We start from the raw sequence: 19862 nt of genomic DNA, 5'->3' as shown, positions 1-19862 counted from the left end.
TGATTCTATAATGAGCGCAGATGTCTGATGCATTAAATCTCGTACCCCCCATACCCGCTCCACGGGCTGGGCAGCGCTTTACCTTTTCAGGGCTGGTTGGGTCTGCAGATGCAGCCCTCATTGCCGAAACCGCCCTACGTTACCGTAAAGATTTTTCTGTCATGGTGATCTTTTGTGCTCAAGCGCAAGAGGCCCAAAGACTGCTCGAAGAGATTCCGGCTTTTGCACCCTTACTCAAAACCCGTCTTCTGCCCGATTGGGAAATTCTCCCCTACGATCATTTTTCACCACACCAAGATTTGGTATCTGAACGATTAGCGACTCTATATGAATTACTCAATGGCAGCTGCGATATTGTTTTAGTACCTGTCAGCACTGCATTGCAACGACTGGGACCACCTAGCTTTCTATCCGGACATACATTTTTCTTCCGCCAAGGCGATAAGCTTAATGAAGCAGCCCTGAAGCTCCAACTTCAGCAAGCAGGATATGACCCCGTGAGTGCTGTCATGCGCCCCGGTGAATACAGCATTCGCGGCGGCTTAATTGATTTGTTTCCTATGGGGTCTAGCCTGCCCTACCGCCTAGATTTATTTGGTGATGAGATAGAACAAATTCGGTCATTTGATCCGGATACGCAGCGCAGCCTTTACCCAGTGAAAGAGGTACGCCTCCTCCCGGGTCATGAATTTCCATTCAATGATGAAGCACGCACTGCTTTTAGGGGTCGGTGGCGAGAAGTTTTTGAAGGCGATCCCACCCGATGTTCTATTTATAAAGATGCCAATCTTGGCATACCTAGCGCCGGTATTGAGTCATACCTGCCGATGTTCTTTTCAGAACAGTCAAGTGTCTTCGATTATTTCCCTAGATCGGGTGATCCTGTTTGGATTGTGAGCACAGGCGATATTGAAGAATCCATTCGGAGTTTTTGGAAAGACACGCTCTCACGCTACGAATTTCTTAAGCATGATCTGGATCGACCAGTTCTTCCGCCTCAAGAACTATTTCTCAACGTCGATGAGTTCTTTACCAGCATTAAACCCCATGCCCGTTTAGCTTTAGAAAAAGAATTCTCTGATAGCTCGGAATTTTTACCCGTCCCCGATATTGCAGTCCACAGGCGAGATGCCGATCCATTGTCACGCTTGCGTTCTTTGCTCGCCAATACAAGCTACCGCCTTCTCATTTGCACTGATAGTGCTGGACGCAAAGAATCCATTCGCCAATTGCTAGAAGAAAGCAATTTTGTTACCGGCCAAGATGGCAAAGCGCTTTATCCATTAAAGCCAGCCAATTTTGAGAGCATTGCTGATTTCATTAAGAGTGACTCTCGCTTTGGCCTGACAACAGCACCCCTATTTAATGGTTTTGCTTGGCCCGCCCATAATCTCATTATCGTTACCGAGGCAGAATTATTTACCTCAACGGCTCGGCAAAGACGCAAAACTAAAGGGACAGAGAATACCGATCCCGACATGCTCTTTAAGGACCTCTCGGAACTAAAGATCGGGGATCCAGTTGTACATGCCGAACATGGCATTGGCCGTTATCAAGGTTTAGTGCTTCTGAATTTGGCTCCACCTAAGGAAGAGCCGATATTTGAAGAGTTTTTACATCTTCAATATGCCGGGGATGCAACCTTATACGTTCCCGTGCAGCAATTACAAATGGTGACACGCTATGCAGGTTCAGACCCTGATTCTGCCCCATTGCATCAGCTAGGATCGGGCCAGTGGGATAAAGCCAAACGCAAGGCTGCTCAACAGATTCGCGATACAGCTGCAGAGCTATTGGGTCTCTATGCAGCACGCGCAATTCGGAAAGGTCATGCCTTTGAATTTTCAGCGCATGATTACGCTGCTTTTGCGGAAAGCTTTGGCTTCGAAGAAACGCCGGATCAAGCGAATGCTATTGCAGCAGTTATTGGCGATATGACTAGTGGTACGCCAATGGATCGCTTGGTCTGTGGCGACGTTGGCTTTGGCAAAACAGAAGTTGCGTTGAGAGCAAGTTTTGTTGCGGTAATGGGTGGCAAACAAGTCGCTATTTTGGCTCCTACCACCTTGCTGGCTGAACAACACGTCGCCACCTGGAAAGATCGCTTTGCCGATTGGCCCGTTCGCATCGTTGAGCTCTCACGCTTTAAAACGAGCAAAGAAATCAATGCTGCTCTTGAAGCAATCGCTAAAGGTGAGGCTGATATTATTATCGGCACCCATAAATTACTATCTAAAGAAACTCAGTTCGCCAATCTGGGCTTAGTTATTGTTGATGAAGAACATCGCTTTGGTGTTCGTCAAAAAGATGCCTTGAAGGCACTAAGAGCGGAAGTTGATATCCTTACTCTTACCGCTACGCCAATCCCCAGAACCCTCGGCATGGCCATGGAGGGCTTACGCGAGTTCTCCATCATCGCCACAGCGCCACAGAAGCGCCTTGCTATTAAGACCTTTGTACGACGCGAAGGTGACGGCGTGATCCGAGAAGCCGTGTTGCGAGAAATCAAACGTGGCGGCCAAGTCTATTTTCTACACAATGAAGTAGAAACCATTCAGAACCGTAAACATGCACTTCAAGAACTGATACCCGAGGCCCGCATTAGCGTTGCCCATGGCCAAATGCATGAACGCGAGTTGGAATCTGTCATGCGTGATTTTGTTACACAACGGACAAATATCTTGCTCTGCACGACGATTATTGAAACCGGTATTGATGTACCAACTGCTAATACGATCATCATGCATCGTGCCGATAAATTTGGTCTGGCACAGCTCCATCAATTACGCGGACGGGTTGGACGCTCCCATCACCAAGCGTACGCTTATCTCCTCGTTCCAGATCCTCAGGCCTTAAGCAAGCAAGCTCAATTGCGCTTAAACGCGATTCAAGCCATGGAAGAACTGGGCTCTGGTTTTTACTTGGCGATGCACGATTTAGAGATTCGTGGTGCTGGAGAGGTATTGGGCGATAAACAATCTGGTGAGATCCATGAAATTGGATTTCAGTTATATACGGAAATGCTTAATCGCGCAGTCAAAGCACTACGCAGCGGCAAAGAGCCAGATTTGCTCTCGCCTCTCCAAGCAACGACCGATGTGAATTTGGGCGTCCCCGCACTCCTTCCGGAGGATTATTGCCCTGACGTACATGAACGACTCTCACTCTACAAACGCTTTGCGGGATGCAATGACTTTTCAGAATTAATGGGCTTACGGGAAGAATTGGTTGATCGTTTCGGCGACTTGCCAGATCAAGCGAAATCTTTCTATGAGACCCATCGCCTGCGCCTCGAAATGGCGGGCTTTGGTATTAAGAAGATTGATGCCTCTTCGGTCTCCATTCAGATTCAATTCATTCCAAATCCGCCAATTGATCCACTCAAAATTATTCAATTAATTCAGAGTTCGAAGCATATTCAGCTCAACGGGCAAGATAAGCTGAAGATCCTGCCTCAAAAAGATCGAGAATTTGAAAAGCTGGAGCAGCGCTTAGATGCTATTCGCCTAGTACTGCGTCGCCTAAATGAATCTGCCATGCTCAGCCCTGCGAAAGCCTCTTAGCATTCCCTATTATGATTGATGCTATGCCTCAGCTCACAATCGTAGCCCTCTCAAGAGCCCCCATTGCGGAGAAGCTGGTCTTTGAAATCAAAGACCAGGCCATTCAATATGGCAAAAGCTTTCATACCTTGGGTGGAGAGATTTCCAGTGGCCCCTATTTTATGGAGCGCTGGGAATGCCGGGATCTCCTGGAAGTTCCACAAAGAGAAGCGCTGCGCAGCATTGCAGCAAGATTTAATACGGATCTATGTTTTTTAAGTAAGTACCCTGCTGATATTCAAGTGCTTGCAATGGATATGGATTCCACACTCATCAATATTGAGTGTATTGATGAAATCGCAGACTTTACCGGCAAAAAATCTGCAGTAGCGCAAATCACTGAAGCGACGATGCGCGGTGAAATTAAAGACTTTAAAGAAAGTTTGCGTCGACGTGTTGGTCTGCTTGAAGGTGTATCAGCTGATTGCCTTGAGGCTGTTTATCGCGAAAGATTGCAGGCCAATCCTGGCGCTACCGAGCTTCTGACTGGTGCTAATGCGCGCGGGCTCTATACCTTGCTCGTTTCTGGTGGATTTACCTTTTTCACAGAAAAATTACGCAAGCAACTTGGTTTTCACCAAGCTCAAGCCAACACTCTAGAAATCATTGATGGCAAGTTAACCGGCAAAGTGCTGGGCGAGATTGTGGATGGTGCCGCAAAAGCAGCCTATCTCGATCAAGCCTGTCTTGAATTAGGATGCTCTAAAGCCAATGCGATTGCCATGGGCGATGGAGCCAATGATTTATTGATGATGAATGGTTCAGGGATTAGCGTTGCCTACCAAGCAAAACCAATCGTGAAAGAAAAAGCCGACGCAGCTTTTGACCACGTCGGCTTGGATGCTGCCTTAATGCTGTTCTAGTTAGAGGCGCTCAAAAATAGTTGCAATACCTTGTCCGCCACCAATACACATTGTTACCAAAGCGTATTTACCTTGAACGCGTTGGAGTTCGTGCACGGCTTTAGTTGCAATCGCAGCACCTGAGCATCCAATTGGATGGCCCAAAGCAATTGCACCACCATTCACGTTGGTTTTTGCTGGATCTAAACCCAAACCTTTAGTCACTGCTAAGGCTTGTGCAGCAAAGGCTTCGTTAGACTCAATCACATCCATTTGTTCCAACTTCAAGCCAGCACGTTCTAAAGCCAATTTAGTCGCAGGAATTGGACCTTCGCCCATGATGTGATTCGGTACACCAGCTACTGCGTATGAAACTAAGCGAGCGATTGGTTTATGACCAGCCTTCTTCGCAGTTTCTGCATCAGCCAATACAAAGAATGCTGCGCCATCATTAATACCAGAGGCGTTACCTGCAGTCACTGAGCCGCCCTCTTTTTTGAAAACGGCTTTCATCTTGCCCAAAGTTTCCATGGTGGTATCTGGCTTGCAATGCTCATCCGTATCAAACACCACATCGCCCTTACGAGTCTTGACGGTAATTGGAACGATTTGTGACTTAAAGCGACCTTCCTTAATCGCATTAGCAGCGCGGCGATGTGACTCAACCGCTAAAGCATCTTGCTCTTCACGGGTTAACTTCCACTTCTCAACCAAGTTTTCCGCAGTAACTCCCATGTGACCAACACCAAATGGGTCAGTCAACACGCCCACCATTAAGTCAATCATTTTGGTATCGCCCATACGTGCACCACTGCGCATTGCAGGAGATCCATACATGCCGCGTGACATTACTTCAACGCCACCGCCGACACCATAATCACAATCACCGAGCATGATTTGCTGTGCAGTTGTCACAATGGCTTGCAAACCAGAGCTACACAAACGATTCAAAGCCATTGCTACAGATTCCATTGGCAAGCCAGCCTGAATTGCAGCAACGCGTGCTACATAGGCATAACGGCTATCTGTTGGGATCGTATTGCCAACAGTCACATAATTAATCAGCGCAGGATCTACACCTGAGCGAGCCACCGCTTCTTTCATGACAATGCCACCAAGCTCAGAAGGCTCAAAGCTACTGAGGGACCCATTAAAGGTACCAATTGCGGAACGAACTGCACTTAAGACAACGACATCACGACTCATATCAATCCCCTTAGCTAAGCCCAAATTAGGCCTGTTTAATCATACGACTTCCATTTTTATTGCATAAGTCAAGTTTCGGCTATTAGGTCATGCCCTTGGGAGCCAATCACCGTTGCACGGATGATTTCTCCAGTTCGATAGCGTTTTGAAGGCTTATTTGGGAGTAAAACCCGCACTAAACCATCAATTTCGGGGGCATCCCCAATGCTTCTGCCAATTCCGCCGGACTCATCTACTTTATCGATCAAAACCTGAATGCGTTTTCCAACCTTTTTGGATAATCGTTTAATCGAGATTTCTTCAGCTTTTGCCATAAATTGAGCACGGCGTTCTTCACGTAACTGCTCAGGAACGGGGCTCTCTAATTGATTTGCGGTGGCACCCTCAACTGGTGAGTAGGCAAAGCAACCTGCTCGATCAATTTGCGCTTCATCTAAAAAGTTGAGTAAATATTCAAACTCTTCTTGAGTCTCACCCGGAAAACCGGCAATAAAAGTACTGCGGATGACTAAGTCTGGACAGGCGGCACGCCAAGCCAAAATCCGCTCAAGATTTTTTTCACCACTGGCAGGACGTTTCATTCTTTTGAGAACGTCTGGATGTGCATGCTGCAGGGGAATATCCAAATAAGGCAAGACCCCATAACCATACTCAGAAAACTCAGCCATCAAAGGCAGGATGTCATCGACATGAGGATAGGGATAGACATAGTGCAACCTCACCCATGCTTGATGCTCGCGGGCGATTTGATTTAAGGCATTTACCAAATCAAACATCCGAGTCTTCACAGGCTTGCCATCCCAAAACCCAGTACGGTATTGGATGTCTACGCCATAAGCACTAGTGTCTTGAGATACGACTAATAGCTCTTTTACACCAGACTCAAATAATCGTTTTGCCTCTAATAAGACTTCACCAATAGGCCGAGATACAAGATCACCCCGCATGTTTGGAATAATGCAGAAAGTACAGCGATGGTTGCAACCCTCAGAAATTTTCAGATAAGCGTAATGCTTAGGCGTCAGTTTGACACCCGTGGGCGGCAGCAAATCAGTAAAGGGGTCGTGAGGTTTAGGCAAGTGCAAGTGAATTGCTTGCATGACTTCATCAGTAGCATGTGGGCCTGTAACGGCGAGTACTTTGGGATGAATGCTTTGAATGAGGTCGCTACCATCAGCATTCTTGCGAGCACCTAAACAACCCGTCACAATCACCTTGCCATTTTCAGCGAGTGCCTCACCAATGGCTGAGAGGCTTTCTTCTACAGCGGAGTCGATAAAGCCACAAGTGTTCACCACAACCAAATCTGCGCCAGAATAATCTTTTGCAGTTTCGTAACCTTCCGCACTCAATTGCGTGAGAATGAGTTCGGAATCTACTAAGGCCTTAGGGCACCCTAAGGAGACAAATCCGATTTTTCCAGCCACAACTACTCTTTGTCGGTTTTATTGGGCTGCGGTGTAAATGGAAATGAGCCGAACATATTATGTGAGCCTTGCATCTGCTCTTGCATCTTCACAAATAGGTCCTTGCTTTGCTCCATGTAATTTCCCATCAAGCCTTGCATGAGAGGATTTTGAAGATTCAGCATTTGTGACCAAGCTTCTGGTGTGCTGCCAGCACCAAGACCCTTTGTTTGATCGCCCAATTTATTGTGGATATCAACAAAAGATTGCATGGTCTTCTCAAGATAGTTACCCATCAAGCCCTGCATGGAGTTGCCATAGAAGCGAATGATTTGAGAAAGCATTTGGGAGGAAAATACTGGGGCACCGCCAGCCTCTTCCTCAAGAATAATTTGGAGCAAGATGTTGCGTGTCAAATCCTCATCGGTCTTTGCATCAACCACCTTAAAGACTTCATTGGCCATGACTAAGCCTTTGATGTCAGACAGAGTCACATAGGTGCTTGTTTGCGTGTCATACAGACGACGATTCGGATACTTCTTGATGAGTCGATCTTGACCGGCTCGCTTTGTACGGGTAACCATTATTTTCCTTACTCTTTACTGCAACGCAACATCAACGTAGTTTATCTCTAGTTTGCTAGAAAGGTAAATACGTTGTGTCGCGTGTTTCATGTACCCAGCAAATATTGCGGTGCAGCATTAACCCGTATGGATACCACCGTTTAACGAGAAGTCAGCTCCAGTTGCATAGCCACCATCTTCGGAGGCAATCCAACAACAAATAGAAGCGATCTCTTCGGGTGTACCCAAACGTTTCACAGGTATACCAGCAACAATCTTTTCAAGCACATCCTCTCGAATCGCTCTCACCATATCCGTACCGATGTAGCCAGGAGAAACCGTGTTCACCGTCACGCCCTTGGTGGCCACTTCTTGAGCTAATGCCATCGTAAAGCCGTGCAAACCGGCTTTTGCAGTGGAATAGTTTGCTTGACCGAACTGACCTTTTTGACCATTCACAGAGGAAATATTGATGATGCGGCCCCAGTTGTTATCCACCATACCGTCAATTACCTGCTTGGTGACATTAAATAAGGAATTTAAGTTAGTGTCGATCACAGCCTTCCAAGCATCTGGAGTCATTTTGCGAAATACACTGTCGCGAGTAATACCAGCGTTATTCACCAGTACATCTACACGTCCAACTTCAGCTTTCACCTTCTCAAAGGCCGCAACAGTACTGTCCCAATCAGAAACATTGCCTTCGGAAGCAATAAAGTCATAACCCAAAGCCTTTTGCTCTCCAATCCAACGATCCTTGCGCGGTGAGTTCGGACCACAGCCAGCGATCACCTTGAAGCCATCTTTTGCCAAGCGTTGGCAAATAGCGGTACCGATACCACCCATACCACCAGTTACGTATGCGACTTTTTGAGACATTCGTTTCCCCTTTAAATAAGCTTCGTTAGTTGTATCTGTAATTAAATTCCTGGCGCTGCTTTTTCTTTCACGTATACGCCAGGCGCTGCTTCCAACTTTTTGTATTTCGCGCTACCAAATGTCGTACTGGCTGGTTTGCGCTCTCCACCAAATTGCTCAAGCCATTTGGTGTAGTTAGGCCACCAACTGCCTGGTATTTGTTTTGCGCCTTCAAGCCAAGCTTCTGCGGTTTCCGCAAGCTTATTATTTTCAAAGTAATAACGCTTGTTCTTTGCTGGCGGATTAATCACTCCAGCAATGTGTCCTGAGGCACCCAGCACGAAACGATTTTTACCTTTCAGAATCTTTGTAGACTCATAAGCCGATTGCCAAGGAACGATATGGTCTTCATGAGAGGCATATAAATAGGCTGGACATTTTATTTTGCCAAGGTCAATCTTTTCCCCACAAAGCGTGAGCTTTCCTGGTTTGACCAAGTCATTCTGTAAATAGGTATGGCGTAGGTACCAGCAGTACATATTGCCAGGAAGATTGGTTGAGTCACCGTTCCAGTAAAGCAAATCAAATGGCGGAGGAGAATTACCCTTCAGATAATTTTCGACTACATAGTTCCAAACCAAATCATTGGGGCGTAAGAATGAAAACGTATTACCGAGGTCTAGGCCGGACATCATGCCGCACTTACCGTTTTTTCCACCAATAGTGTTTTCACGCATCTCGACCATGCCTTCATCGATGAAGACATCTAAGATACCGGTATTAGTGAAGTCTAATAAAGTCGTGAATAAGGTAAGGCTTGCCGCTGGATGTTCATTGCGTGCTGCCAGCACAGCAAGAGCAGAGGCAGTGAGAGTCCCGCCTACACAGAATCCTAAAAGATTAATTTGCTTTGCTTTGCTGATTTCTTGAACTACCTCAATCGCTTTAATGACGCCATCACCAACATAATCTTCCCAGCTAACCTGCGCCATGGATGCATCGGGATTCTTCCAAGAAACCAAGAACACAGTATGGCCTTGGGCAACCATATGACGCACTACAGAATTGTCTGGTTGCAAATCCAAAATGTAATACTTATTAATACAAGGGGGCACCATTAAATAGGGGCGCTCGAAGACTGTATCTGTCAGTGGCGTGTACTGAATGAGCTCGAACAACTCGTTCCGGAAGACTACGTAGCCTTCCGTTGTCGCAATATTTTTACCAACTTCAAAAGCGCTTTCATCGGTTTGTGAGACCTTACCCTTTTTCATATCAGCCAGCAAATTCACAATCCCTTTTTGGATGGATTGTCCTTGGGTGCTAATAATGTTTTCAAGAACTTCTGGGTTTGTTGCAATAAAGTTTGATGGTGAGAGTGCATCAATCATCTGTTCAGTGGTGAACAAAATCTTCTGCTTTGTCTTTTCATCGGTTTCTACCGCTTTTGCCAAAGACAACAAATGCTTTGAATTGAGCAAGTAAGTAGCTGCAATCACCTTGCTCCAAGAAGTATGCCAAGCTTTCCCAGCAAAACGCCGGTCTTTGACTTCGATGGCTTCTGGATTGGTAGCGATATGCGCTAGTTCTGCGAAATATTCCTTTTGGATTTCCGCTAAACGCTCTTGAGGAATCAGTGCCATATGGTGCGCCGCCAAAGATGGCGTTGCACCCGTATTCATGCCTGCAAACATAGTAGTCTCTTCAATTAATTAAGGACATTCTCGAGCTATAGTGCTGATAACGTTATACGCAATAACCCTAGCCTTCAGAATATGCTAGTGATTACCCGAAGACATTGCTTATTGAGTAATCCAGATCAGGGATGCAAAACGACCTGTTACTCCATCCCGGCGATAAGAGAAAAAACGTTCCTGGTCCTTCACGGTGCATAAATCACCGCCAAAGATTGCGTTCACACCTAAAGCTTCTAGACGATCTCGTGCCAGTTGATAGATGTTCGCCAAATACTGATCAGGCTTATTTTCAATTGGCATAAAAGACTGGGTGACATCATGTAGCCCAGTTGACTGAAAGCGCTCAAGCACCTCTACTCCCACTTCAAAGGATTCAGGGCCAATTGCAGGTCCCAGCCATGCCACTAAATCTTGAGGGCGAGAACCCATTTCAAGATTGAGCATTGCGCCAACGGTTTCTTCTAAGACGCCTTCTAGCAAGCCTCGCCAGCCTGCGTGAGCAGCACCAATCATGGATCCATTCGCATTCGTGAACAAAACAGGTAAGCAGTCAGCCGTCATAATCACCAGCACTTCATCCGGAATATTCGTTACTGCGGCATCCGCCTCAAAAGGCTGATTAGGTGATTGAGCTCGACTACTGGGTGTACTGACTGCGGTGCTATGAGTTTGATTTAACCAAAGTGGCTCTTGGGGTAAATGCTTTCTGAGGATTTGACGATTCCCCAACACTCTTGCGGGCTGATCCCCAACATGCGTACCCAAATTGAGGGTTTCATAGGGCGCATTACTAATGCCACCACTTCTGGTGCTTACTAGTGTTTGAATATTGGCTGGTGCTGGCCATTGTGGTTTGATAAAACTCATGCTTTGTGTTCGTTCTGCAAAGATGCGAGTAAAGCTTCTTCTTTAGGCAAATCATCTGTACTCATGGTGACTTGCGGCAACAAATCCATTAAATCTTGAGGGGGCATTCGAAACCAAGTCATCCACTCTAGTGATACGGGGTGCTGCAAACTCAAAGCAAAAGCATGTAAGGCCTGTCGCTCAAATGTCAATAACTTAGCAGCTCCAGGTGTCTTTTTACGATAAACGGGATCACCTAGCAATGGGAAACCTAAAGATTCCAAGTGGACTCGGATTTGATGGGTGCGGCCTGTTTCTAAGCGGCACTCCAGCAGTGCCACTGGCTGTTCCTGAAAAAGCCCTTTTGCAAGACGACGGTATAGCGTAGCTGCCGGTTTTCCCTGTGCACTCCCTGCCGCCATTCTGAGGCGATCACGCTGATCTCTACCTACGGAAGCTAAGACTTTGCCCTGACTTGGAGCATCCCCCCATACCCAAGCCAAATAGCGACGCCCAACCGTTCTTTCCTGAAGCTGCCTAACTAATGAAGTTTGGGCCAAGGCAGTCCGCGCGACCACCATTAATCCTGAAGTGTCTTTATCTAAACGATGGACAATGCCAGCTCTAGGCAAGGTCTTTAGTTCTGGATAACGAAATAAGAGTCCATTTAGTAGCGTTCCGGTCCAATTGCCAGCTGCAGGATGGACCACAAGACCAGGTGGCTTATTGATCACAATGATCGACTCATCTTCATAAACGACGTCTAGTGGGATATTTTCTGGGCTGAAAGCAAATTGCTCAGGCATTTCTTGAGGAAATACCTTGATGCTTTCACCTCCGCGCAGTAAATACCGGGCTTTTGTGACTTTTCCATCAACCATGACTGCCCCTGCCTCGACCCAAGACTTGAGACGATTACGGGAGTAATCCGGTAAAGACCCTGCCAAAACCTTGTCAAGGCGTTCACCCGCCATCTCCAAAGGTATTTCTAGGGATATGAAATCCTCTTCATCGATATAATCGACAGGATTCGAATTAGGAGTTTGCGGCAATGCCACGCTTAAAGAGCCTTTCAGTTTTGTCCGACGCACTATCAGATGCCAGTTTAAGGCTTGCTGGTCCATCAATTCTAAAAAAGCAAGCGACTTTTCCCCGTTTTAGTCTGGGCGCCCTCCTTTTCGCTGCGATCGCTGTATTAGTGCTGCTCACTGGCTGTGCTGGGAGCGATGGCCAAAAAGACGATACCGATATCTGGTCAGAAACCAAGCTCTACTCTGAAGCGACCGATAAATTAAACGAAGCCGACTTTGCTAAATGCGGTAAATACTTCGATAAGCTCGAAGCCCGTTTCCCATTTGGTCCTTACTCGCAACAAGCGCAAATCAATGCTGCTTATTGCTATTGGAAAGCACAAGAGCAAGCTCAAGCATTGGTAGCCATCGATCGCTTTATTAAATTGCATCAAGGCAGTCCCAATTTAGATTACGCCTATTACCTTAAAGGCTTGATTACCTTTAACGATGACTTGGGCTGGCTGGGTAAATTTACTGGCCAAGACTTAAGTGAGCGTGACCCGCAAGCCGCTAAAGATGCCTTTGAATCCTTTAAGGTAGTAGTGGAGCGCTTCCCAGATAGTAAATACGCTCCTGACTCCTTAGATCGGATGCGCTACATTGTGAATTCACTGGCTGAGGCTGATGTCATCGTGGCACGCTACTACTATCAACGCGGGGCTTATCTAGCTTCAGCGAACCGTGCGCAGCTCGTTATCCGTGATTACGATCGTGCACCAGCAGTTGAAGAAGCCCTCTATATTTTGTACAAGTCCTATGAAAAATTGGGCATGACGGATTTGGCCAACGACACTCTCCGAGTCTTTAAGCTCAACTTCCCAGATAGCCAAATGCTAGAGACTGGACAGCGTGTCAAGAAAGAACGCAGATGGTGGCAGTTCTGGAATAAGTAACACAGTTACTCATCAAAATAAAAACCCCATTCAAATTGAATGGGGTTTTTATTTGTCTAATGGTATTTAATTTATTTAATGATGATGGGGACTCTGGGCGCTACAGCGCAAAGTAACTCATAGCCAATGGTGTCACTCATCTGAGCAACGTCATCCACTGGGACTTGATTCCCCCATAGTTCAACGCGGCTGCTGATCTGAGCAAAGGGTGCATTGCGCAAATCAATGGTGAGCATATCCATTGATACACGACCAACAATGGGACAAATCACCCCACCATTCTGAGTACCATCACTCACCCAAACTGGGGTGCCATCCTTTGCATGACGAGGATAACCATCGGCATAGCCACATGCGATCACGCCAACTTTCATCGGTTCTGGAGCTTCATATCGACCACCATAACCCACACGATCACCTTTTTGCAGATCCTGAATGTCAATAATTTCACTATGTAAGTGCATTACCGCCTGGAGATGAGAATGTTCAATATCGGCATGCAAACCTGTGGGTGAAGCGCCGTAGAGCATGATTCCAGGTCTGACCCAATCGCCCAAGGCATTGCGATGCCAAAGAATCGCTGCTGAATTAGCTAAGGATGTTGGGGCCTCTAAACCCTCAATCGCTTTATTAAAAACTTCTAACTGTCCATCTACGGTTGGTTGACGATCAATCTGGTCGGCATTGGCAAAATGGGTCATGTGATGCATCTTGCATCCAATGGCGTGAAGCCGATGAAATACAACTCGATACGCAGCAGGTTTAAAGCCCAGTCGGTTCATGCCGCTATTCATTTTTAGGAAAACATTAAAAGGTTTATGGCCTTGATATTCTTCCAACCAACGCACTTGAGCTTCGCAATGAACCACTAGATCACAGGCCAGCTTTTCAGCAAGCGCCAATTCCTTTTCATGAAATAAGCCCTCTAAAAGCAAAATACGACCCTGCCAGCCAGATTCACGCAAACGCACTGCATTTTGAATATTGAGTAGGGCAAAGCCATCGGTGGAATCTAGTCCCTGCAATGCCGCCTCAAAAGAATGGCCATAGGCCCTCGATTTAATCACCGACCAAATCTTGGACTCTGGAGCTAACTCCCGAACTCTGCTTAAATTATGCCGAAAGGCCTCGGTGTGAATAGATGCCAAAATGGGCCTATTTATCAAGCTATTAGCTGTACTGGCCATCTTCACCTCCCCTTTCGTGTTTTAATTGAATGAATGACTAGATTGTACGAATGAACCGTAGCTTTTACATCATTATGGCGGCGCAATTTTTTTCGTCGCTTGCTGATAACGCCCTGCTGATTGCAGCTATTGCCCTATTGGCCCAGCTCCACGCTCCGGCCTGGATGACCCCTTTACTCAAATTATTCTTCGTATTGTCCTATGTAGTACTTGCCGCTTTTGTAGGCGCCTTTGCCGATTCCCGCCCTAAGGGTAATGTCATGTTCATCACCAACACGATTAAATTTGTTGGTTGTGTGGTCATGCTCTTTGGTAGCCACCCATTATTGGCTTATGCCATTGTCGGTTTGGGGGCCGCTGCTTATTCACCTGCAAAGTACGGCATTTTGACTGAATTGCTTCCACCTGAAAAATTGGTTGCCGCGAATGGTTGGATTGAGGGTCTCACTGTAGGCTCAATCATTTTAGGCACCGTTTTAGGTGGCGTTTTAATCAGCAGTACAGTTTCTCAAAGCCTGTTATCGATTGACTTTCCAACCCTTGATACAGGCATTGATACCCCTGCCGAATCTGCCATCCTGATCATCATGGGAATTTATGTTGTTGCCGCACTGATTAACTTGAAGATCCCAGATACCGGAGCTCGCTATGTTGCCCAACGAGCAAATCCTATCGAACTCATTAAAGACTTTTCAGTTTGCTTTAAAACACTTTGGGATGATCGCCTTGGCCAGATCTCATTGGCTGTCACCACCTTATTCTGGGGCGCTGGTGCTACCTTGCAATTTATTGTCATTAAGTGGGCTCAAGTAGCTTTGCACATGAACCTCTCCCAAGGCGCAATTTTGCAAGCAATCTCTGCTGTGGGTGTTGCAGGTGGCGCAGTTTGGGCTGCCTGGCGTGTACCTTTGCGTAAGTCACTCAATGTTTTGCCGTACGGTATTGCAATGGGTCTCTTAGTTTGCGTGATGGCTTTGTATAACTCAGACATGCTCCCCGATACAACGCTGTTTACCATTGGTGCACTAAAAGTCAATTTGAATTTATTGCCCGCTTACTTCTTGTTAGTTGCAGTAGGTTGGTTGGCAGGCTACTTTGTAGTGCCTATGAATGCCCTTTTACAACATCGCGGTCATGTACTCATGTCTGCAGGTCATTCGATTGCCGTACAAAACTTTAATGAGAATATCTCTGTCTTGATGATGTTGGCAATGTACTCTCTATTAATTTGGCTCGATATTCCAGTACCGTTTGTCATTATTGGTTTTGGCTTAGTTGTCAGCGTACTCATGTGGCTTGTCATTAAGCGCCACGCTAGAAATCAAGCTCAGTATGACTCTATGCACCTTATCGGCGAGCATAAACATTAATCTTCTAAGGCTTTATTAGATATTCTGCAGCACTGATTTAGCGAGCAGAAGATCCTGCCAAAGCAGTGCCTTATCTTTGGGCTGTGAAACCAGCTGGTTCAAATCCAGCGTTGCAATAACCGGAATCTCGTCATCAGCCCCGTTATTGAGCGCTAAAACAGTCTCACGCAATTGTGGCAATGGATCTCGCTCACCAGTGATTTTTTGAGCTGCTGGACCACCAAATGCAATTGCTACTAAAGGTAAACCATTGTCGGGAGCGGATAGCTCACTGACCTTGTCCGCAGGATTTTTCCAGGACCATTCCTGCGTATTTAATGCTAAAACACGCAGGATATTCTGGAACAAGATTTCTGCTTCGCCTTGAGGTTTGCTACCAAAAAACCACCAATGGGACCGAGGGGCGCTCTCAGAAACTTGTGCAATCTCAGCCTGTGGCTGCTCATGGCCACCATCTCTGGAAACCCATTCACTAATACCCATTTCTTTCAGAAAGGCAGAATTTGTATTGTTCATAGATCTAGCTTAATCGATTTAGCCATCACCAAGGCATCTTCTCGGCTGCCAGTTTGGCTATCGGCGGGATAGTAGCCCTTTCTAAGTCCAATTTGCTCGTAACCCAATTTTTGATAAAGCGAGACAGCTGCGATGTTGGAGGGCCTTACCTCCAAAATGATTCTCGGAAAGTTTTGCTGGGCGGCCACACCTTCAATAGCAGCCATGATTCTCGAACCCAGGCCGAATTGGCGCAATTTGGGTGAGACTGTAATGTTGAGCAGATGTAATTCATCGACAGCAGGAAATAAGATGCAGTAGGCCCAAAGAATTTCTGGGTCAAGATAAGACCCCTGGATCGCTTGTGCAAGTTCTGGTCGTATGCAATAGGCCCAATGACCAGCAGCTAATGAATCCGCAAAGTTGCCTTGAGTCCAAGGATGGATATGCGAGACAGATTCGATTGCTAAAACTGCATCTAAATCTTGTGCCTGCATTGGCATAAAGGATAGTTCAGCAACGCCCTCATTCATGGTTTAACTGCCGCTTGGCGCTCTAAGGTAGTGAAAGCTACTTTATCTCGCACATACAAAGGCTCAAGATCACGCACATCACACTGTCGTCCATTAAGTAGCATCTGCTGCCCACAATCTAGCAGGCCTAATGCGCTCAATTGAATTTCACGATCAAGCGCTGTCTCAGAAAATGGGGCTGGTGCATTGGTAAATATTCTTGAACCGTAAGCATCGAGAGCGCTACCAGCTAAAAAATGAATCTCATGTAGATCGATATCCTCTGGCTTACACAAGTGAATATCGCCGAGCCGTTTTGCTAAGTCAGAATCGTTGACGGGTCGCTCATACTTAGCCCAATAGATTTCATCCATACGTGCATCAATAGCAATTGCAAAATAATTTACTGCCCGTTTTTTAAAGGTCGTAGTCCTGACCAACTGTGCTGCAATCGCATCTAGACTGATCACGGGGAGTATGGCTAAGGCATGAGAAATTCCTAGGCCTTGTGCTGTGGCAACGGCCAGTCTGACACCCGTAAATGCGCCGGGGCCAATGCCAACTGCAATCGCATCAAGCGCTTTTAAGGAGGAATTTGAAGAATGAAGGAGCTCCTCAACCCAAGGCAAGATGAGTTGGCTAGCGCCTGCAGACACGGATTCGTGTCGCAGTATAGGAGCTTGCCCATCTAAAGATAAAGCCACCGAACACCATGCTGTTGAGGTGTCGATGGCCAGTATATTTGCCACTTTAAGCCTTATTTGGTGATTTACAAGTCCAAATTATGAACTCAATTGTGCAATGACTTCCGCTGGCGCCTGAACAAGCTCGATTAGTACGCCCTCGCCGCTAATTGGGAACTCATCGTTGCCTTTGGGGTGTACAAAAGTGATATCAAAGCCAGCAGCACCCTTGCGTATACCGCCAGGGGCAAAGCGCAAACCATTAGCTGCTAGCCACTCTACCGCCTTGGGAAGATCATCCACCCATAAGCCTATGTGATTTAAGGGGGTTTGGTGAACTGCAGGCTTTTTTTCAATATCAAAGGGTTGCATTAAATCAAGCTCAATCTCATGAACCCCTTTACCAATTGCACAGATATCTTCATCCACGTTTTCGCGTTCAGAAACGAAGGTACTTTTATATTCAAAGCCTAAGAGATCAACCCAAAGCGTTTTGAGACGCTCTTTACTCTCCCCACCAATAGCGATTTGCTGAATTCCTAAAATCTTAAATGGCTTAGCAGACATCTTTAACCCTTTTAATTATTCGAAGCGAATGATCAATTGATCTACCGCCAGACTATCGCCCTCATTGGCACAAATTTCTGCAACAACCCCATCTTGTATTGCTGATAAGGTGTTTTCCATCTTCATTGCCTCGATGGATGCCAATTTTTGCCCAGCAGTCACCGCTTCGCCCACCTTTACCGCAATCTTAGTAAGTAATCCTGGCATTGGTGACATCACTAATTTTGAGGTATCTGGTGGCAATTTAACTGGCATACGGCGTTGTAACTCTGCACCCAACGGGCTTAGAACCATACACTCATATTGCGCGCCATCGAGAACCAAATAGAACTTCACGCCTTTTCGTTCAACTTGGGCTGTCACTTTGCTGCTGCGATTAATCGTGGCATGCAAGCAAATTTGACCGGGGCGCCAATTGCTCTCAATGTCATAACGGCTTACGCCATCTGCTTCGTCAATGTATACAGAGTAAATGCCATCCTTGAGCTCAATACGCACCGGCACTTCATAGGGGTCATTCATAGAGCCCGATTTTTTACCCGTAACCACTACAAACTTCTTAGCAATCACCATCTCATGACCAGCCAATTGACCATCAATCATCTTGATGTGCTCAAGGTAGCGATAACGCATGAATGCCGCTAAAGCAGCGAGACGTTTTGGATCTACAGGTTGAACTGAATCCTTTTTAAAGCCCTCTGGGTATTCTTCAGCAATAAATCCCGTAGTGAAATCGCCATTGACGAATCGGGGGTGCTGCAACAACGCTGCCTGAAACGGAATATTCGAATGAATACCGCGAATTACAAAATCATTTAATGCTGAGCGCATTTTTTCAATTGCCTCAGAGCGATCCTTACCATGCACGATCAATTTGGCAATCATGGAGTCGTAATACATCGGAATCTCCCCGCCCTCATAGACGCCAGTGTCAACGCGTACACCATCAACAGACTCTGGAGGGCGATACTTCACTAAACGCCCGGTTGATGGCAAGAAGTTGCGGAAGGGATCATCCGCATTAATACGGCACTCCATGGACCATCCATCCAGCTTCACATCAGATTGCTTAAAGGCCAGTTTTTCGCCAGCCGCAACGCGAATCATTTGCTCAACTAAATCTAAACCTGTAATGGATTCAGTTACTGGATGCTCAACTTGTAAGCGGGTATTCATCTCGAGGAAGTAGAAGGACTTATCTTTGCCCACAACGAATTCAACAGTGCCCGCAGATTGATAATTCACAGCTTTTGCCAAGGCAACTGCTTGTTCACCCATGGCTTTGCGGGTGGCGGGATCGATAAATGGGGATGGTGCCTCTTCAATCACCTTTTGATGGCGACGTTGGATCGAGCAATCCCGTTCATTGAGGTACACCACATTGCCATGTGAGTCACCTAACACCTGAATTTCAATATGGCGTGGGCCTTCAACAAACTTTTCGATGAAGATGCGGTCATCACCAAAGCTATTCATAGCTTCTGTTTTACAAGCTACAAATCCTTCTGCAGCTTCCTTATCATTAAATGCAACCCGCAAACCTTTACCGCCGCCGCCAGCAGAAGCTTTGATCATGACGGGATAGCCAATGCCTTGAGCAATCTTCACAGCTTCTTCAGTTGTAGCGATCGCCTCGTTATGGCCAGGAATCGTATTCACTTTTGCCTCTAATGCCAATTTCTTAGAAGCAATTTTGTCGCCCATGGCTGCAATCGACTGATATTTAGGACCAATAAAGACAATGCCCTCTTCTTCACAGCGTTTTGCAAACTGCTCGTTTTCAGATAAAAAGCCATATCCAGGGTGGACTGCTTGAGCCCCGGTGTCTTTACAAGCTTGAATAATCCGATCCATCACCAAGTAGGATTCCCGTGATGGCGCCGGCCCAATGCAAACAGCCTCATCAGCCATTTGTACGTGACGCGCTTCTTTGTCCGCCTCGGAATAAACAGCAACCGTCTTGATGCCCATCTTTTTAGCGGTTTTCATAACACGGCAAGCAATCTCGCCGCGGTTAGCAATGAGTATTTTCTTAAACATAGTGGTAGTCATTATGGGTTTG

At 46.4% G+C, this 19862-nt stretch carries 17 protein-coding genes; 4 read left to right on the top strand and 13 right to left on the bottom strand.

Annotated elements, in window-relative coordinates; all coding sequences use genetic code 11:
• Positions 1-20 precede the first annotated feature (20 nt).
• Both mfd and serB read left to right on the top strand, forming a co-directional pair.
• A complete protein-coding gene (gene mfd, locus C2757_RS04450; RefSeq protein ID WP_215376605.1) occupies positions 21-3563 on the top strand; it encodes a transcription-repair coupling factor in 3543 nt (1180 codons plus the stop codon).
• 11 nt (positions 3564-3574) lie between these two features.
• Positions 3575-4465 carry a phosphoserine phosphatase SerB gene (gene serB / locus C2757_RS04445; RefSeq protein WP_251366797.1) on the top strand — a complete coding sequence of 297 codons (891 nt, stop codon included), beginning with the start codon at positions 3575-3577 and terminating at the stop codon, positions 4463-4465.
• Here the strand turns inward: serB and C2757_RS04440 are convergent, their stop codons facing one another.
• The 7 genes from C2757_RS04440 to C2757_RS04410 form a co-directional block, all read right to left on the bottom strand.
• On the bottom strand, positions 4466-5650 hold the full coding sequence (locus C2757_RS04440) for an acetyl-CoA C-acyltransferase family protein (protein WP_215376603.1): 1185 nt from the start codon (positions 5648-5650) through the stop codon (positions 4466-4468). It lies immediately after the preceding gene.
• A gap of 68 nt (positions 5651-5718) precedes the next feature.
• Entirely contained in the window at positions 5719-7077 is a 1359-nt protein-coding gene (gene rimO / locus C2757_RS04435; RefSeq protein ID WP_215376600.1) for a 30S ribosomal protein S12 methylthiotransferase RimO, read from the bottom strand.
• Between the two features lie 2 nt (positions 7078-7079).
• Entirely contained in the window at positions 7080-7640 is a 561-nt protein-coding gene (phaR, locus tag C2757_RS04430) for a polyhydroxyalkanoate synthesis repressor PhaR (RefSeq protein WP_215376597.1), read from the bottom strand.
• A gap of 117 nt (positions 7641-7757) precedes the next feature.
• On the bottom strand, positions 7758-8498 hold the full coding sequence (locus C2757_RS04425) for a 3-ketoacyl-ACP reductase (protein ID WP_215376594.1): 741 nt from the start codon (positions 8496-8498) through the stop codon (positions 7758-7760).
• Positions 8499-8539: 41 nt separating this feature from the next.
• Positions 8540-10171 carry a class I poly(R)-hydroxyalkanoic acid synthase gene (phaC, locus tag C2757_RS04420; RefSeq protein ID WP_215376591.1) on the bottom strand — a complete coding sequence of 544 codons (1632 nt, stop codon included), beginning with the start codon at positions 10169-10171 and terminating at the stop codon, positions 8540-8542.
• Positions 10172-10279: 108 nt separating this feature from the next.
• Positions 10280-11041, bottom strand: coding sequence for a peptidoglycan editing factor PgeF (pgeF, locus tag C2757_RS04415; protein WP_215376588.1), 762 nt, complete (start codon positions 11039-11041; stop codon positions 10280-10282).
• Positions 11038-12078, bottom strand: coding sequence for an RluA family pseudouridine synthase (locus tag C2757_RS04410; RefSeq protein ID WP_371817034.1), 1041 nt, complete (start codon positions 12076-12078; stop codon positions 11038-11040). Before C2757_RS04410 ends, pgeF begins: the two co-directional genes overlap by 4 nt.
• 20 nt (positions 12079-12098) lie before the next feature.
• Here C2757_RS04410 and C2757_RS04405 point away from each other — a divergent pair, with 20 nt between their 5' ends.
• Entirely contained in the window at positions 12099-12986 is an 888-nt protein-coding gene (locus C2757_RS04405) for an outer membrane protein assembly factor BamD (protein WP_251366809.1), read from the top strand.
• Between the two features lie 71 nt (positions 12987-13057).
• Here C2757_RS04405 and alr read toward each other — a convergent pair whose 3' ends face one another.
• Complete coding sequence (alr, locus tag C2757_RS04400) at positions 13058-14173, bottom strand: alanine racemase (RefSeq protein WP_371817033.1); 1116 nt, start codon at positions 14171-14173, stop codon at positions 13058-13060.
• Positions 14174-14223: 50 nt separating this feature from the next.
• On the opposite strand from alr, the gene lplT reads away from it, so the two are divergent.
• Entirely contained in the window at positions 14224-15543 is a 1320-nt protein-coding gene (gene lplT / locus C2757_RS04395; RefSeq protein WP_215376582.1) for a lysophospholipid transporter LplT, read from the top strand.
• A 15-nt stretch (positions 15544-15558) separates the two neighbouring features.
• On the opposite strand, the gene C2757_RS04390 is transcribed toward lplT, so the two are convergent.
• The 5 genes from C2757_RS04390 to accC are packed head-to-tail and all read right to left on the bottom strand — an operon-like array spanning position 15559 to position 19852.
• A complete protein-coding gene (locus C2757_RS04390) occupies positions 15559-16059 on the bottom strand; it encodes a DNA polymerase III subunit psi (RefSeq protein WP_215376579.1) in 501 nt (166 codons plus the stop codon).
• The gene (rimI, locus tag C2757_RS04385; protein WP_215376576.1) at positions 16056-16571 is read right to left on the bottom strand and encodes a ribosomal protein S18-alanine N-acetyltransferase; all 516 of its coding nucleotides are present in this window, start codon (positions 16569-16571) and stop codon (positions 16056-16058) included. The genes C2757_RS04390 and rimI overlap by 4 nt, the downstream gene beginning before the upstream one ends.
• Positions 16568-17299: a tRNA (adenosine(37)-N6)-threonylcarbamoyltransferase complex dimerization subunit type 1 TsaB gene (tsaB, locus tag C2757_RS04380; protein WP_251366796.1), complete on the bottom strand. Its 732-nt coding sequence runs from the start codon at positions 17297-17299 to the stop codon at positions 16568-16570. The genes rimI and tsaB overlap by 4 nt, the downstream gene beginning before the upstream one ends.
• Before the next feature lie 33 nt (positions 17300-17332).
• Positions 17333-17800 (bottom strand): VOC family protein, encoded by a 468-nt coding sequence (locus C2757_RS04375; protein ID WP_215376573.1) that lies wholly within the window; start codon positions 17798-17800, stop codon positions 17333-17335.
• A gap of 15 nt (positions 17801-17815) precedes the next feature.
• Positions 17816-19852, bottom strand: a complete 2037-nt coding sequence (gene accC, locus C2757_RS04370; RefSeq protein ID WP_251366795.1) for an acetyl-CoA carboxylase biotin carboxylase subunit — start codon at positions 19850-19852, stop codon at positions 17816-17818.
• Positions 19853-19862 lie beyond the last annotated feature (10 nt).

Origin of the sequence: Polynucleobacter sp. MWH-Svant-W18 (assembly GCF_018687495.1) — a bacterium.
Taxonomy (GTDB): domain Bacteria; phylum Pseudomonadota; class Gammaproteobacteria; order Burkholderiales; family Burkholderiaceae; genus Polynucleobacter.
Note: the sequence above shows the minus strand (reverse complement) of the source record. Positions and strands in the feature narration are given on the sequence as shown.